Source organism: Eubacterium limosum (genome assembly GCF_000807675.2).
Classification (GTDB): domain Bacteria; phylum Bacillota; class Clostridia; order Eubacteriales; family Eubacteriaceae; genus Eubacterium; species Eubacterium limosum.
The window spans coordinates 1,951,804-1,966,784 of record NZ_CP019962.1 but is presented as its reverse complement, the minus strand read 5'-3'; the positions used below and the strand labels follow the sequence as shown (position 1 = coordinate 1,966,784).

At 46.9% G+C, this 14,981-nt stretch carries 14 protein-coding genes; 2 read left to right on the top strand and 12 right to left on the bottom strand.

Translation table 11 applies throughout. From position 1 onward, the window contains the following. Nucleotides 1-8: 8 nt before the first annotated feature. From B2M23_RS09090 to B2M23_RS09045, 10 genes are all read right to left on the bottom strand, one after another. Nucleotides 9-233 (bottom strand): 4Fe-4S dicluster domain-containing protein, encoded by a 225-nt coding sequence (locus B2M23_RS09090; protein WP_038352782.1) that lies wholly within the window; start codon nt 231-233, stop codon nt 9-11. A 24-nt stretch (nt 234-257) separates the two neighbouring features. Further along, nucleotides 258-932: an ATP-binding protein gene (locus B2M23_RS09085; protein WP_038352783.1), complete on the bottom strand. Its 675-nt coding sequence runs from the start codon at nt 930-932 to the stop codon at nt 258-260. A gap of 127 nt (nt 933-1,059) precedes the next feature. Next, nucleotides 1,060-2,103, bottom strand: a complete 1,044-nt coding sequence (locus B2M23_RS09080) for a Glu/Leu/Phe/Val family dehydrogenase (protein WP_038352784.1) — start codon at nt 2,101-2,103, stop codon at nt 1,060-1,062. Between the two features lie 81 nt (nt 2,104-2,184). Continuing rightward, entirely contained in the window at nt 2,185-3,519 is a 1,335-nt protein-coding gene (gene brnQ / locus B2M23_RS09075) for a branched-chain amino acid transport system II carrier protein (RefSeq protein WP_038352785.1), read from the bottom strand. A 398-nt stretch (nt 3,520-3,917) separates the two neighbouring features. Beyond that, nucleotides 3,918-4,616 (bottom strand): helix-turn-helix domain-containing protein, encoded by a 699-nt coding sequence (locus B2M23_RS09070; protein WP_038352786.1) that lies wholly within the window; start codon nt 4,614-4,616, stop codon nt 3,918-3,920. 234 nt (nt 4,617-4,850) lie between these two features. Then, nucleotides 4,851-5,450 (bottom strand): cytidylate kinase-like family protein, encoded by a 600-nt coding sequence (locus B2M23_RS09065; RefSeq protein WP_038352787.1) that lies wholly within the window; start codon nt 5,448-5,450, stop codon nt 4,851-4,853. A 10-nt stretch (nt 5,451-5,460) separates the two neighbouring features. Continuing rightward, nucleotides 5,461-7,332 (bottom strand): ABC transporter ATP-binding protein, encoded by a 1,872-nt coding sequence (locus B2M23_RS09060; protein ID WP_038352788.1) that lies wholly within the window; start codon nt 7,330-7,332, stop codon nt 5,461-5,463. Further along, nucleotides 7,325-9,562 carry an ABC transporter ATP-binding protein gene (locus tag B2M23_RS09055; RefSeq protein WP_038352789.1) on the bottom strand — a complete coding sequence of 746 codons (2,238 nt, stop codon included), beginning with the start codon at nt 9,560-9,562 and terminating at the stop codon, nt 7,325-7,327. The genes B2M23_RS09060 and B2M23_RS09055 overlap by 8 nt, the downstream gene beginning before the upstream one ends. Nucleotides 9,563-9,595: 33 nt before the next feature. After that, nucleotides 9,596-10,093 (bottom strand): MarR family winged helix-turn-helix transcriptional regulator, encoded by a 498-nt coding sequence (locus B2M23_RS09050; RefSeq protein WP_013381731.1) that lies wholly within the window; start codon nt 10,091-10,093, stop codon nt 9,596-9,598. A 253-nt stretch (nt 10,094-10,346) separates the two neighbouring features. Continuing rightward, on the bottom strand, nt 10,347-11,048 hold the full coding sequence (locus tag B2M23_RS09045) for a TetR/AcrR family transcriptional regulator (RefSeq protein ID WP_052237308.1): 702 nt from the start codon (nt 11,046-11,048) through the stop codon (nt 10,347-10,349). 196 nt (nt 11,049-11,244) lie between these two features. Between B2M23_RS09045 and B2M23_RS09040 the strand changes: the two genes are divergently transcribed. Next, complete coding sequence (locus tag B2M23_RS09040) at nt 11,245-12,402, top strand: uroporphyrinogen decarboxylase family protein (RefSeq protein WP_038352790.1); 1,158 nt, start codon at nt 11,245-11,247, stop codon at nt 12,400-12,402. Nucleotides 12,403-12,414: 12 nt separating this feature from the next. Then, complete coding sequence (locus tag B2M23_RS21145) at nt 12,415-12,561, top strand: hypothetical protein (protein ID WP_167495274.1); 147 nt, start codon at nt 12,415-12,417, stop codon at nt 12,559-12,561. Nucleotides 12,562-12,639: 78 nt separating this feature from the next. Here B2M23_RS21145 and B2M23_RS09035 read toward each other — a convergent pair whose 3' ends face one another. Both B2M23_RS09035 and B2M23_RS09030 read right to left on the bottom strand, forming a co-directional pair. Beyond that, entirely contained in the window at nt 12,640-13,527 is an 888-nt protein-coding gene (locus B2M23_RS09035; RefSeq protein WP_038352791.1) for a fructose bisphosphate aldolase, read from the bottom strand. Nucleotides 13,528-13,704: 177 nt separating this feature from the next. Beyond that, nucleotides 13,705-14,799 carry a glycerol dehydrogenase gene (locus B2M23_RS09030; RefSeq protein ID WP_038352792.1) on the bottom strand — a complete coding sequence of 365 codons (1,095 nt, stop codon included), beginning with the start codon at nt 14,797-14,799 and terminating at the stop codon, nt 13,705-13,707. Between the last annotated feature and the right edge of the window lie 182 nt (nt 14,800-14,981).

The following is a 14,981-nucleotide window of genomic DNA, read 5'->3' as shown; positions in this document are numbered from 1 at the left end:
ATCCCTCCCTAATTGCATTTTTCTACTGTGATGGCCGCTTCCGGACACATCTTAGCGCAGTTCGCACAGGCGATACATTCGCCCATATCGGTGACCATACAGGGGTTATACCCGCTGATGTTCAGGCGTGTTTCATCCAGCGCTAAGATATCCTTTGGGCAGACGGACACACATAGTTCACACCCTTTACAATAAAATTCATCAATGATGACGTTTCCTTTGGCTCTTGCCATGTCTACTCCTCCATATTTGGTTTATTACATCCATTCTTCCCGCATGAAAAACTTCAGCGGCAGCCGGTCGCCAGACAGCTTCCCTGGTACCCTGCCAATGATTTCTTCCATATAAGACGTATACCGGATGGGAATCCCCGTCCGCTTCGAGGCTTCCCTCAACACCGCGTCGCCAGCGACCAGATTTTCAAGGGTACTCTCTCTCACAAGGTTTGTATTGTTAATGAACCCCGTTACCTGAAAGCCTGAAGCGTACTCAAGACATTCTTTCTGAAAGAGGATTCCCTCCACACTCGCGGTATCCGGCCGGTTTACATTAACGACCATGAAAAAATCAATCTCGTCCCGGCTCAGAAGCGGCCTCAGGCGGGACAGCGTGGTGGTACCCACACTGTTTCCACCGAGGTCGATGATATAGTCACACGCTTTATCCTTTGCCGGTGTCCCAATTTCCGCTGAAACGGCCGGAAGATCACAGTTATCCTGCTTAATGGAGGACCCGATTACCCTCACGCCGTATTCCTCCAGCTCCTTACGCCTTTCCCTGGACCTGAAAAAAACATTGACAATGTCCAGATCTGCCAGTACAACCCTTGGTGCGTTTTTGCTCAGGGCAACTGCGTAATTGACCGCAAACTCTGTTTTTCCGCTTCCGTAATGGCCGGCAATGATTCGTACTCTTTTGTCTTTTTCCAACATTTTTTCACCTCCGCAGCGGCTTCAGCACAATGACCGGCTGCCCTTTTGCAAAACTAATGATTTTTATCCGGCAGGCCAGTAAAATTAACTGCTTCACAGGCCTGCCGTCAAGGCTTTTTAATAAGAATCAGGCGCGTCCTGCCTTGATGATATCCATTGCGTAGTGGTCTGCGGCCTCATAGGTTGTAATGCCCTTGTCTTTGGCATAATGGATGATGTTGAGGGTGGTGTCATAAATTTTATCAACCTTTTCTGCTACCTTGCTGGCGTCGTAGGGCTTTGTCACAATTTCTTCACCACAGTTGATAACACCGCCAGCGTTAATGATATAATCCGGTAAATAGAGGATGCCTCTTTCTTCCAGCTCCTCGCCGGTCTGTGGGTCAACCAGCACATTGTTGGCGCATCCGCCTACAATTTTACACTTCAAAGCCTTGGCGTTACCGCAGTTGATCACCGCGCCCAGAGCGCATGGGGCAAAAATATCACACTCTGCTGTCAGTACCTCGTCTGCGTTCAGCGGGGTGGCGCCAAATTCTTCAACAGCCCGCTTTACAGCGTCTGGATTAATGTCATAAACCTTCAAGATAGCGCCCTCATCGTGCAGCAGCTTTGCGACCATATAACCAACACTGCCGAGCCCCTGAACCACAACGGTTAATCCTTCGGCCGTGTCCGCGCCAAACTTTTCCTTGATTCCGGCTTTAATCCCCATAAAGGTTCCTCTGGCTGTATAGGGTGACGGGTTGCCGCCAATTTCCCGGGTGCCGGTAACATACTTGGTTGTCTCCTGCATGTAGGCAATATCCTGCGTATTGATATTGACGTCCTCAGCAGTATAATATCTCCCGGCAAGGGATTCGATAAAGCGGCCATAGGCCTTAAAAAACGCTTCATTTTTAAGCTTTCTCGGATCGCCGATGATTACGGCTTTTCCGCCGCCGTTCTTTAATCCACAGCCCGCATTTTTAAGGCTCATGCCTCTGGACAGCCTCAGGACATCATAGAGAGCATCCTCCTCGCTCTCATAGTTCCACATCCGGGTGCCGCCGAGCGCCGGGCCCAGGGTCGTGTCGTGAATGGCGATAATAGCCTTTAAACCTGTTTCCTCATCCCGTGCGAATACCAGTTCTTCGTGTCCATAGAAATCCATCTTTTCAAAAATACTCATTTTTTCATACCTCCAAAACATAATTTTTAATAATAATATATAGATACCAGCGGCTCTTAATCCGACCGGCATAGATATCCCTTATATTTTTCCCTTTCGCGCTGTCTCTACGGGATCAGACTCCGGGACAGATACTTCTGGGCTTACTTTTTTCTTGTCGCCCTTGATAAAATACCCGGCCACGCCGCAGATCACGGTTGGCAGCAGCCATCCGAACCCAAAGTGGTGAAGCGGTAAATAGTTGACGAACTGGAAGCCCAGGCCATGATTGGCGGCTGTCTCCAAAACGCTGATCAAAAACGCGCCCAGAGCGGCCGCTTTAAAGACATTGTCATTTTTGATCTTGTCACCCACAATGGTTAAAATGATCAGTGTAAGGGCCGGCGCGTAGACAATGGACAGGACCGGCTCTGAAATGGCGATGATCTCATCCAGGCCGATATTGGCGATGACCGGTGAAATCACGCACACAATGGTGACAATGACTTTATAACTGACACGCCCTTTGCTTAACCGGGAGAAATAAGCCCCACTGGAGCTGACCAGCGCCACTGCTGTGGTGATACAGGCCAGCGCTACCACAATCCCAAAGATAACCATGCCGACATTTCCAAGAAGGTTTTTAATGATCTCAAGAATCAGTGTTGACCTGGAAACATCCACCCCATACATGGTCGAGGCTGTCGCCCCAAGGTGGGCCAGACCAAAATAAACAATCAGGAGCCCTGCCCCGGCAACCAGCCCAGCGCCTCCGATTACAGCGTTCTTGGCTTTGATCTCCGTATAGCCCTTTTCCTTGACCGTTTTTACAATAATAACCCCAAAAATCAGCGCTGCCAGCACATCCATTGTCTGGTATCCCGAGATGATGCCGCTGCTGATAATATTTGAGACCTTTGGCTCAGCCGCAATTGGCCCCAGTGGATCAATGATCCCCTTTATGATGACAATCATCAGCCCGATAAACAGAGCCGGCGTCAGGAATTTACCGACAATGTCCACCACCGATGCCTCCTTCACGCACAGCACCCAGATAAGCACGAAAAATGCGATCGAAGCAACCAGTGGATTTACCCCCGGAAAGATGGGCGAAACGCCCATTTCAAAGGTTGTCGCCGCAGTCCTGGGAATGGCCAGCATCGGGCCAACGCACAGCACCACCAGCGTCGACAGCAGCACAGCGGGTATCCTCCCAATGCGGCAGGTAATTCCTTCGATATCGCTGTCACATTTCAGCATGGCCAGGATGGCCAGCATCGCCAGTCCAATATCTGCGATGTAGTAGCAGATAAAGGCCGGCACCCACATAGACGCTGCCGTCATTCCAAGATAAGGCGGAAAGATCACATTCCCGGCACCGAAAAACATCGAAAACAACGCAAGACCAACAATCCACTTGTCTTTTCTTTGACTCATTTTACACTCTCCTCTTTAATCAGCGTTACAGGTCCGAATCTCAGGTGATTAAGGCTGCCTCTTTGCAGCACTGTGTACGTCCGCTCCTCTTTTCTGATGATGGTTTTATTATATTCTCAGTATGTTTTTTCTGCAAAGTTGCTTAATATTCTTTAGAATCTCAATTTTTACCTCAAAAACTTCTTTATACGAAACTTTTAACCTGTTTTAATCTGTTTTTTGTATTTTTTGCTTTCTCAAGAAATCATTTTCACAAAAAAACAGATTTATATGAAAACGTATTATTTCCCTGACCTTTTTAAAAATCATCCAAAAAAATGAAAAAACCCAGTTAAAATAACACTTTTACCGGGTTTGTTAAATATTAAACATTTTACTAATTTTTACACTTTTCCCTTTTAAGGGTCAATCACAAAACAATGATCCTCTTTCAAACGTTTTATCTCCTCTTTCGACACGACAAAAAATTCCTCCAATTCCTTGCTGGTCATCAGCTCCTTTGAAAGAATCACTTTAATGGCGGTTGGACGCATGCTGTAATTGTCCATTCCCGTCAGAATTCCCGGAATCGCGGAAAGCTTTTTCATGGGGATGAAAAAAGATAAATACGCAATTTCCGCCTCACAGTAAAGGTTCTGCATGATGAAAATAATAAAATTATCCCGGATGTTCATGGAACCGTGATAAATCCCCTCGCATTTTTTATAGTTTTTAATATCTTCCGGCTGATAATAAAAGGTCGCGTAAATCTGACCGTTTGCCCGCTCTTCCCCAAGACGGATGTAAGAACAAAAATTTTTATGACGCGACTGCTGGTAAAGATAAAAGTGGTCAATATTTCCCAGCTGGCTTTGAGTTACTTCCGTCGTCTTGTCTTCTTTCGGTATATCCAGAAGATGAGAGACCCCAATGTTTAATGTCGAGGCAATTTCAAACAAAGTTGAAACATCCATACCAATCGCTCCTGTCTCATATTTTGAGATTGTCGCCCGGCTCTTACCAATGGTTCGAGCCATTTCATCAATGCTGATCTTTGCCATTTTTCGATACATCCGAACCTGAGCCCCAATTTGCGCATTCAATGAATCCCCTGTCATAATCTGCTCGCCCCCTATTTCTAAAAATAAAAAAACCAAAACAAACAAGGTGTTTATTTCTAGTTGAATTCTACACGATTAAAAGAAGGACTGTCAACCTTTATTTAGAAAAACAAAAAATATCAGTAATTTTAACAAAACTTTAAGCATTCACATATTTTGCGAAAAATAAATTAAAATAAGAGGATATGGCATTTTGCCGTATCCTCTCTGCATTGTCATTTTCCGGTTATTTCACTCCACAGCTTTTTCTAAAATATCCACACATTTTCCAATTCCAAGCCTGCCCGAATCCAGAATCATGTGGTAGCCTTCGGGGTCACTCCACTTTTTGCCCGTATTCGCATTATAGTAACAGGCGCGGCGTTTATCAAACTTTTTCAGCACAACTTCTGCGTTGGCCGCGTCCACGCCGTAGGTCTCCACCGCCCGTTTTACACGGGCCTCCCAGCTGCTGTGGATAAAAACATTCAGGACATCCTTTCGTCTTCTCAGGGCGTGGCAGGCGCACCGGCCAATGATGACACAGGAGCCTTCCGCTGCCAGATCATTGATAATTTCAGCTTCTGCCAGCCGCAGCGCATCGTTCTCCGGCAGGCTGGGCGTATCGCCTATCAGGTTTTTAGACAGCATGTAGACAGAGTAGAAGAAGCTGTTGGTTGGTGTTTCTTCCAGCTCTTCAAGATATTCGGGGGAAACGCCCTTCTTTTTCGCAGCCATCTCCAGTATTTCTTTCCCGTAGTAAGGAATCCCCAGCTTTTCTGCTGTCCGGTAGCCGATTTCCCGGCCGCCGCTGGCATATTCCCGTTCAATGGTGACAATATTGTATTTCATAATTGTTTTTTTACGCCTCCTCTTCCACTTCAAACTGGCTATTATACAGGTCTGCGTAGAAGCCATTTCGGGCAAGCAGTTCTTCATGGGTTCCCTGTTCAATGATATCGCCGTCCTTCATCACGAAGATACAGTCTGCGTTCTTGATGGTGGACAGGCGGTGGGCAATGACAAAGCTGGTCCGCCCGTGCATCAGGTTATCCATGGCCTTCTGAATGAGGATTTCGGTACGTGTATCGACAGAGCTGGTCGCTTCGTCGAGAATCAAAATTTTAGGATCTGCGAGGATCGCACGCGCAATGGTCAGAAGCTGTTTCTGCCCCTGGGACACATTGTTGGCTTCCTCGTTCAGCACCATACTGTAGCCATCGGGCAGTGTTCTTACAAAGTGGTCCACCTGGGCGGCCACAGCGGCCTGCTGAACCTCCTCATCGGTAGCGTCCAGACGCCCATAGCGGATATTGTCGGCAATGGTGCCGTTATACAGCCAGGTGTCCTGGAGAACCATCCCAAACTGGCTTCTCAGATCGTTTCTTCTAAAGTCCTTAATGTTGTGGCCATCCACCAGAATCGCGCCGGAGTCTACATCGTAGAAACGCATGAGCAGCTTGATAATCGTGGTTTTGCCCGCGCCGGTAGGCCCTACAATGGCGATCTTCTGGCCTTTCTTTACCTGTGCGGAGAAATCATTGATAATGATTTTGTTCGGGTTGTAGCCAAAATGAACGTGATCAAAAGTGACATTCCCCTGGACATCTGCAGGTGACACCGGATTCTGCGGGTCCGGCACCTCTTCTTCCTCAGCCAGGAATGTAAAGACACGCTCAGCCGCAGCCATAGTCATCTGCATGATATTGGACATATTGGCAATCTGTGAGATCGGCTGGTTGAACTGACGGACATACTGGATGAACGCCTGAATATCCCCGACGGAGATGCGGCCGTTAACGGCCAGATAACCGCCCAAAATACACACAGCCACATAGCCCAGGTTTCCAATAAAGGCCATAATAGGCTGCATCAGGCTCGAGAGGAACTGCGATTTCCAGGCCGACCCATACAAGTTGTTGTTAAGGCCCTCAAAGGTTTTGTATGCTTCCTCTTCGTTGTTAAAGGCCTGAACCACTGAATGGCCGCCATAAATTTCCTCAATATGGCCATTGATGTGTCCAAGATATTCCTGCTGGCTGCTGAAATATTTCTGGGACCGCTTGACCACCAGTACGATGAACACAAAGGACAGTGGAATAATACACAGCGTTACCAGGGTCATCTGCCAGCTGATGGAGAACATCATGACCAGAATACCAATAACGGTTGCCACAGAGGTAATAATCTGGGTCAAACTCTGGTTAAGGGTCTGGTTGACCGTTTCAATATCGTTGGTTAAAAACGACAAAACTTCGCCGTAACTTGTTTTATCAAAATACTTAAAAGGGAGACGGTTTATTTTCGCAAAGGTATTTTCACGCAGCTTGTAGGTGACTTTCATCGACACGCCTGTCATCAAAAATCCCTGGAGCACTGAGAAAACAGCCGAGATAATATACAGTCCTACCAAAAACAGTAAAATCTTTGCGATACCTTCAAAATCAATGCCACTGCCGGTATTGGCGATCATATCCATCACGCCTTCAAAAATTTTCGTGGTTGCCTGTCCCAGAATTTTAGGTCCAACAATGTTAAAAACAGTTGAAGCGATGGCGAAGATCACGACAAAGGTCACGGCAACCCGATGGGGTTTCAGATAAGCTAAAAGTTTTTTAAGGGTCCCCTTAAAGTCTTTTGCCTTTTCACCGCTCGCCATCACCGGCCCACGGCCCATGGGGCCACGGCGTTTTGGAGGCGTTGGAGTCGTTGCTTTCGTTACTTTATCAGACATTTCCTAATTCCTCCTTTGACAGCTGTGAGCTTGCGATTTCCTGATAGGTACTGCAGCTTCTCAATAATTCTTCATGGGTTCCCTTGCCGACAACACGGCCTTCGTCAAGAACGATAATCTGTTCAGCGTTCATAATGGTATTAATACGCTGGGCAACAATCAGCACGGTAGCCTCCTCAGTATAATTCTTGAGGGCCGAACGCAGGGCTGCATCTGTTTTAAAGTCAAGAGCCGAAAAGCTGTCATCAAAAATATAGACATCCGGTTTTTTAACAAGGGCTCTGGCAATGGATAAACGCTGCTTCTGCCCACCGGAGACATTGTCGCCGCCCTGGGCGATTTCACGCTCAAAACCATCAGAATTCGCGTTAATAAATTCCATAGCCTGGGCGATTTCCGCCCCCTGGCGCACTTCCTCCTCGGTGGCCTCTTTGCGGCCATAGCGAAGATTGGAATCAATGGTTCCTGAGAACAGAACCCCCTTTTGAGGGACATAACCCACCTTGTCACGCAGGTCATGGAGAGAGGCGTCTCTTATATCCACACCATCCAGCGTAATAGCGCCGTCGGTCACATCATAAAAACGGGGAATGAGGTTAATCAGTGTTGATTTACCTGAGCCGGTAGAGCCGATAAAGGCTGTTGTCTGTCCTGGATCAGCCTCAAAACTAATATCATGGAGCACGTCCTCGTCTGCGCCCTCGTAGTGGAAGGAAACATGGTCAAACACTAGTCGTCCCGGCATATTCTGAGGGAAGGGCTTTGGATTTTTGGGATTTTTGATCACCGGGTCCACTGCCAGCACTTCTGCGATACGTTCGCCGGAAACAGCGGCTCTCGGCACCATGATAAACATCATGGAAATCATCAGGAAAGACATGATGATCTGCATGGCGTACTGCATAAAGGCCATCATATTACCAACCTGCATGGTTGAGTCCGCGATCTGATGTGCGCCAACCCAGATAACCAGCAGGGTGATACAGTTCATAATCAGCATCATGACCGGCATCAGAAAAACCATGGCCCTGTTGACAAAGAGGTTGTTATTCGTCACCTTTGTATTTTCAGTTTTAAAGCGTTCACGTTCAAAATTCTGGTTCCCAAAGGCGCGGATCACCGACATCCCATTAAGGTTTTCACGCATGACCAGGTTCAGGCGGTCCACCAGCTTCTGCACAATTTTAAAACGCGGCAGCACCAGTGAGAAAGCGATCAGAATAACACCGATCAGCACAATAACTGCCACTGCGATAATCCAGCTCATGGAGGTGCTTTCGCGAAGCGCCATAATGATCCCGCCGATGCCCATGATAGGGGCGTAGCAGATCATTCGTATCCCCATGATCAGTAGTGTCTGCATCTGGGTGATATCGTTGGTGCTCCTCGTGATGAGCGAGGCAGTTGAAAACCGGTTGAATTCGGTGTTTGAGAAGGACTCAACCTTCTTAAAAATATCTCTACGCACCACCTGTGAAAAACCAGCGGCCACCTTGGCGGCCAGCAGGCCAACACAAATGGCTGCGATAACACCAAGCAGCGATAATCCCAGCATGATGCCGCCAATCTTAAGGATATACATGGTCTGTATATGGCTGGTGTCGGCGCCTAATTCTTTATAGAATTCCCTGACAAAAATGGCGCCTGTCTGCTGCTGGGTGGACTCTGGCGTCTGCATGGCCTTTTCTCTGGCGCTGTCGAACTGTTCCTTTGGCACCATTTTCAGCATAGGTGTCATTTCATACAGCTTGGATAAATCCATGTCGTCAACGTTGGCCGTCATGTCCTCCTGGCTGGCTGTGCTTCCCTTCTGTTCGGCCATATCCTCTACGAAATTAATAAAAGTCCAGTCGGCCTCACCAAAGATGGCATCCAGCTTCGTGTAGGTATCCTCATCTGTGTTCCTGAGCACATAAGCACGCTCATTCTTCATTTCAGGATATTTTTTAATCTGTTTATCGGTCGCTACCGAGGGCGTTACTTCCTCATAGGCCTCTGATACGGTTTTTTTCTGCTCATCGGTCATAAAGCTGGTGATAAAATCATATCCCTGCTCGCTGATGGCGTCTGGCGCGGCATGCTCGATCCCATTCTGCTGAATCCCCACATTGACAATATCGGACATGAAATTTGGCAGATTCAAATCCGACATTGCCTGGACAAACAGCAGAATAAAAGCCAGCAAAATCGAACCGATATAGGGTTTGAGATACTTTGCTAATTTTGTCATATTTGCTTCCTTTCTTTAATGTCTTACTCCGTTTTAGTTGCTTTCGCGGTTCAGCCGCTCGATGGTCTCGGAAAACTCATCCATCAAAGCGATAAACTGCCTGGTTTTTTCTTCTCCCATTTCCTCAGTTGTGCGAGTCAGCAGGTTGAGCATGGGTCTTGGTGCTGTTTTCAGCATGACCCTTCCGGCCTCGGTCAAATTGACATAAACAACGCGGCGGTCTTTCTTGGTGGTGATACGCTCCACGTATCCAGCGTTCTCGAGGACGTTAATCATCTGAGAAACACCGGGCATCGAGCTGTTTGTCGCCTTGCTCAGCGTTGAGATACGCACCCCGGGTAGTGGTGCTGTTCCATTTTTCAAATGCTCATTTTCCTGCTCCTTACAGTGATTGGCAATACGCATCAGCATAAAAAATTCACTTTGGCGCAGGCCGTCAATGCGCTGCTTGCTCATGGTGTGAAACAGATTCTTTTTTACCTTGTTTAAACTGGCCAGAAACGTTTCCCCAAGGCTTTTCTCATGATCCATGATAAACTCCTTCCCTTTTGGGAACCAGACCTTCCGAAGCCAACGGAATCGCGGTCTCCATTTTTCTTTTGCTATCTTAATTATTACCCAACATAATAGTTAAGTAACTTAAATATTATTATAGACCTTTTTTGAAAGACTTCAAGAGAAAAGTAAAATCCGCAAACGATTTTCATGATCTTTTTGTTCAAAACAGGCTTTTTAAGCGGCTTTAAAAACCTGTAGCCTTTCTTAAAATAAAAAAAGACCAGATTCAGGAATCTGATCCCATATTTTGTGCCACAAGGTACTGGTCGGTATCTAACAGCTGCGGATAACGCTCGAAAAGCTGATCGACCATCCGATTTGACCGCTCAATCATGTCCTGAATCTCCACCTCGGTAAAATTCAGGTTGAGAGCAAAATTAAAGCTACGCACAACATAATCAAAGCATTCTGCGTAGGTCAGATCAAAGCCCTGATTAATTTTCCATTGCAGCGAACGCTGTATGCCGAAAATTGTCCCCAGAGCAAGCTTATAATTTTTTTCAAAGCTATAACCATTGGCCGGCATCTCACGGACAAGAGCTTCAAAAATTTCAGCCTGATTGCCTTCGTAAATGGATTCCTCCAGTAAGTCCTCCTTCATCACACCTGTAATAAAAGAAGCCATTCGCGGGTCGTGCTCACGGATGCGCATGGTCATATTTTGGAAATTGATAATAAAAAACAGGGGTTCCTCCTTCGGATCGACAAAATACTTCAGGTATGAGGCCTGCACCTGATAATCCTCCTTAAGGACCTGAATACCTATGTTTCGCTTGCTGCCAAAATGATAGGTAATGAGCGCCTGGCTGACACCTGCCTCCTTTGCGATCTGGCGGCTTCCGACCTCATACCCTTTTTCAAAGAATAAACGCTTTGCTGTTTCATAAATAATCTGCTTCGCTTTTTTTTTATCCAATTTCTCTTTCACGTTTTTTCTCCCATCGCTGTCTTTTGTACTATTTAACCACAAAAAAAAAGATATTTCAAGCAATCCTTAAGAAAAACTATTCGCGAACAGTTTTTTCCTGTTCGCGAATAGTTTTTACTTGACTTTGAATTTGAAACCTGTTATTCTTAAGTCAACGTTAAAACCTGTTCGCGATCAGTTATTACTGGGAGGTAGTATGAATATATCTTTAAATGAAAAAACCCATGCGGTAAATAAAGTTTTTGAGGCTGTTTTTGATGGAAAAATGCCCTCACGCGTTCCAATTCTCACAAATGTTGACAATGCTTTCTGTCTTGAGTATGCCGGCTATAGCCTCAAAAAAGAACAGTACAGTATCGAAAAAACCCTGGAAGCCATTGACGTCACCACCCGCGATTTTGACGGGGACACGGTTCTTGGCATTACCATCCGTCTTCCACAGCTTTATAAAATTCTAGGAGCAAAAAACTTTAAAATGGGCGCCGATGGATTTTTACAGCATCCGGAGGTCCGCGGTATGGAGGTTGAGGATTACGACGCCTTTATTGCCGATCCGGTAAAAACACTCTGGCAAACCATTCTTCCAAGAATTTATGAAGAACTCAACCGCCCCGGATTTGAGGGGCAGAAGGTTCTGGCCAAGGCCTTCTTTACCTTTGCGAGCAGTATGGCCGCACTGGGTGAGGGCTATCAGAAAATTGCCGAAAAATATGGACGGAGCACCTATACCATGGCCTCAGCCGCTTCAGCCGAGCCGCTGGATACGCTTTCCGACCAGCTGCGCTCTTTCTCAGGCATCAGCAAGGATATCCGCCGCTGTCCGGACAAAGTCATTGCCGCCTGTGAGGCATTACTGCCGGTCTGCCTGAAGGCTGGTGTAAATCCTGCTTCAAGCCGCTATAACCGAACCTTTATCCCGCTCCACATGGCGCCGTACATGCGCGAAAAGGACTTCCTAAAATTCTACTGGCCAACCTTTAAAGCTTATGTCGAAGGGCTGAACGCCGCGGGAGCCGGCGCCAATCTTTTTGTGGAAGAAGACTGGTCCCGCTACCTGGTCTATTTAAATGAGCTGCCTGAAAACACTTTGATGGTTTTTGAATATGGCGACCCTAAGGAAATAAAAGCAAAGGTAGGCAGCCGGCATATCGTCAGCGGCCTTTACCCCATCGGTCTCTTAAAATCGGGCACTGAGCAGGCATGTATCGACAAGGCAAAAGAATTAATCGACATCTTCGCCCCGGACGGCGGATATATTTTTGGCTTTGACAAAGCCATTCTCCGCCTCAATGATATTAATCCAGCGAACTTAAAAGCAGTATTCAATTTCGTACATGAATACGGAATCTATTAACAGGAGGCACCAATGACTGTAAAATCCGAATATTACACTGATTTTGAAGAAACCATGAATAAATATGATATTCCCGAGGAAGCCGCTCCCTTTGCGGCCGAAAGCCTGCAATCGGTCGAGGAACTTCTCTTTGGGTTTATGATCTACCTGATCTCCTGAGTGATGAGCAGTAAACAATATCTGAAATAAAAAAAGACCGTATCTGAATCTTACAGATACGGTCTTTTGCGTTGAATGCTATTTAATTGAGGCATCATAGATGCTCTTGATCGACTCTGCCAGCATGGCGTTAAATTCCGCGTCGCTCTGGCTCGCGTTCAGCCCTTCGGACAGCGCTCTGGAAAAGCTGGCGATAAGGCCCGGGTTCTGTGCCAGCAGGGCGTTTGATTCCTCACGGGTATAGCCGCCGGATAGCGCGACCACGCGCACCACATGCTTATCGGCGATAATGTCGCTGTAGAATCCGTTTTCAGATGGAAGGCTGAGCTTAAACATCAGACGGACATTGTCGTCCAGGGTATTCAGGCGGTCTAAAATTTCCGTTTTCAGTATTTTTTCGCATTCTGCTTTATCATCGCTTTTGATATTGACTTCCGGTTCCAGTATTGGCACAAAGCCGGCTGCCGCAATTTGCAGACCCACTTCAAACTGCTGGTCAACAATCTGTTTAATGCCAGCCGCATTGGCAGATTGAATGACTGAGCGCATTTTTGTACCAAAGATATGGCGGTCTGCCGCCCGCTTGAGTAAGCCGTCCAGATCCGGGATCGGCTTCATGAGCTGAACGCCGTCCTTTTCCTCGGCCAAACCCTTATCGACCTTTAAAATCGGCAGTATTCCCTTTTTCTCCCAGAGGTAATCGGCTGTGTAAACATCGTCAATGGTACGGTCCATGGTCTTTTCAAAGAGAATCGCCCCCAGAATATATTCTGATGTAAAGGCTGGGCTTTTGATGATCCGCGCCCGCATGGCGTGAACCAAATCAAACATCTCATCATCGCCCTGATAGCTGTCCTCAGCGATGCCGTACAATCTCAGTGCCTTTGGCGTGCTGCCGCCGCTCTGGTCCAGGGCCGCGATAAAGCCTTTGCCATTCGCCATTCTTTCCAGTTGCTCTTTCTTCATTGTATAACCTCCTGATCGGATCGTTTTGCCGGTCCTGTTTAAGTTTAAGATCGGGAGCGATACGCTCCCACTCTCTTTAGTGTATACCTTTTCTCATTAAATATCAAGTGTTGTTTTTAATCCCTATGGGTCAAAAAAGCTCCAATATTGCACTGGAGCTTTTTTTCATTCCTGTTTTTATCCCAAGTATTCCTTACCGAGGCTGTCCGCTACCATAATCGCCGCGTAAACAGAATCAGCGGTTACTTCAAATGGCATATTGTGAATGGATTCGTCCGGGACAGTAGAAGCTTCAGCCACTGCACGGATCTTTTCTTCTGTGACTTCTTCAACGCCGAGTTCCTTGAGCGTTACCGGCAGTCCTACCGACAGGCAGAATTCCAATACTTCCTCCATTTCTTCTACTGGCGCGTCTTCCAGAACAAGCTGAACCAGTGTGCCAAAGGCTACTTTTTCGCCATGATACATATGGTGGCATTCCGGCAATACGGTAAAGCCGTTGTGGATCGCGTGGGCGCCTGCCAGGCCGCCGCTTTCAAACCCGATACCGCTGAGCAGTGTGTTTGCTTCGATAATTTTTTCAAGCGACTTGGTACAGCAGTTATTATCGGCTGCCAGTTTGGCCATAAAGCCCTCTTCAATCAGCGTGTCATAGCAAAGCTCTGCCAGATTCTGTGCCGCCATTGTCGTGGTGCCAGCCGCACAGGTAGAAGCGTTGCTGGCTTCGCAGGCGCGCGCTTCAAAATAGGTCGCCAGTGCGTCGCCCATTCCGGCAACAACCAGACGCGACGGTGATTTCGCGATAATGTCGGTATCAACCAGAACAAGATTTGGGTTTTGTTTTAAGAACAAATAGCTTTCAAACACGCCGTCTTCGGTGTAAATAACCGACAGGGCGCTGCACGGCGCATCGGTGGAGGCAATGGTCGGGACAATCACAACCGGCAGGTCGTGATAATAGCCTACGGCCTTGATGGTATCAAAGGTCTTTCCGCCCCCTACACCAATCACAACATCAATCCCTTTTTCCTTACAGACCGCGCCGATCCGGTCGATTTCTTTCTTACAGCATTCCCGGTTAAAAGCTTCATAATCAACGGATACGCCGCTTCCCTCAAAGCTTTTGTCGAGCACAGCCTGATTTCGTTTCAGGCCGCTGTCTGTAATCAGGCAGAGTGCCTTTTTCCCCAATGCAGAAACATACTCTCCTAAACGGTACAATTCACCGGACCCCTGAACATATTTGCTTGGTGAAATTAAAATCTGAGCCATAATTACCTCCTCATGTTTGTAAAATTAGAGAACGAGCTGTCTTATTAACACCAGCCATTCTTTACTTAATATTATAAAAGATTTTTCTTAATACTTCCATGCTGTTTCTCTCAATAACCTTTTTTTACTATTTATCCTCTAATTTTTACAGGTAAATAAAAGCACAACCTGTAAAAAAGGTC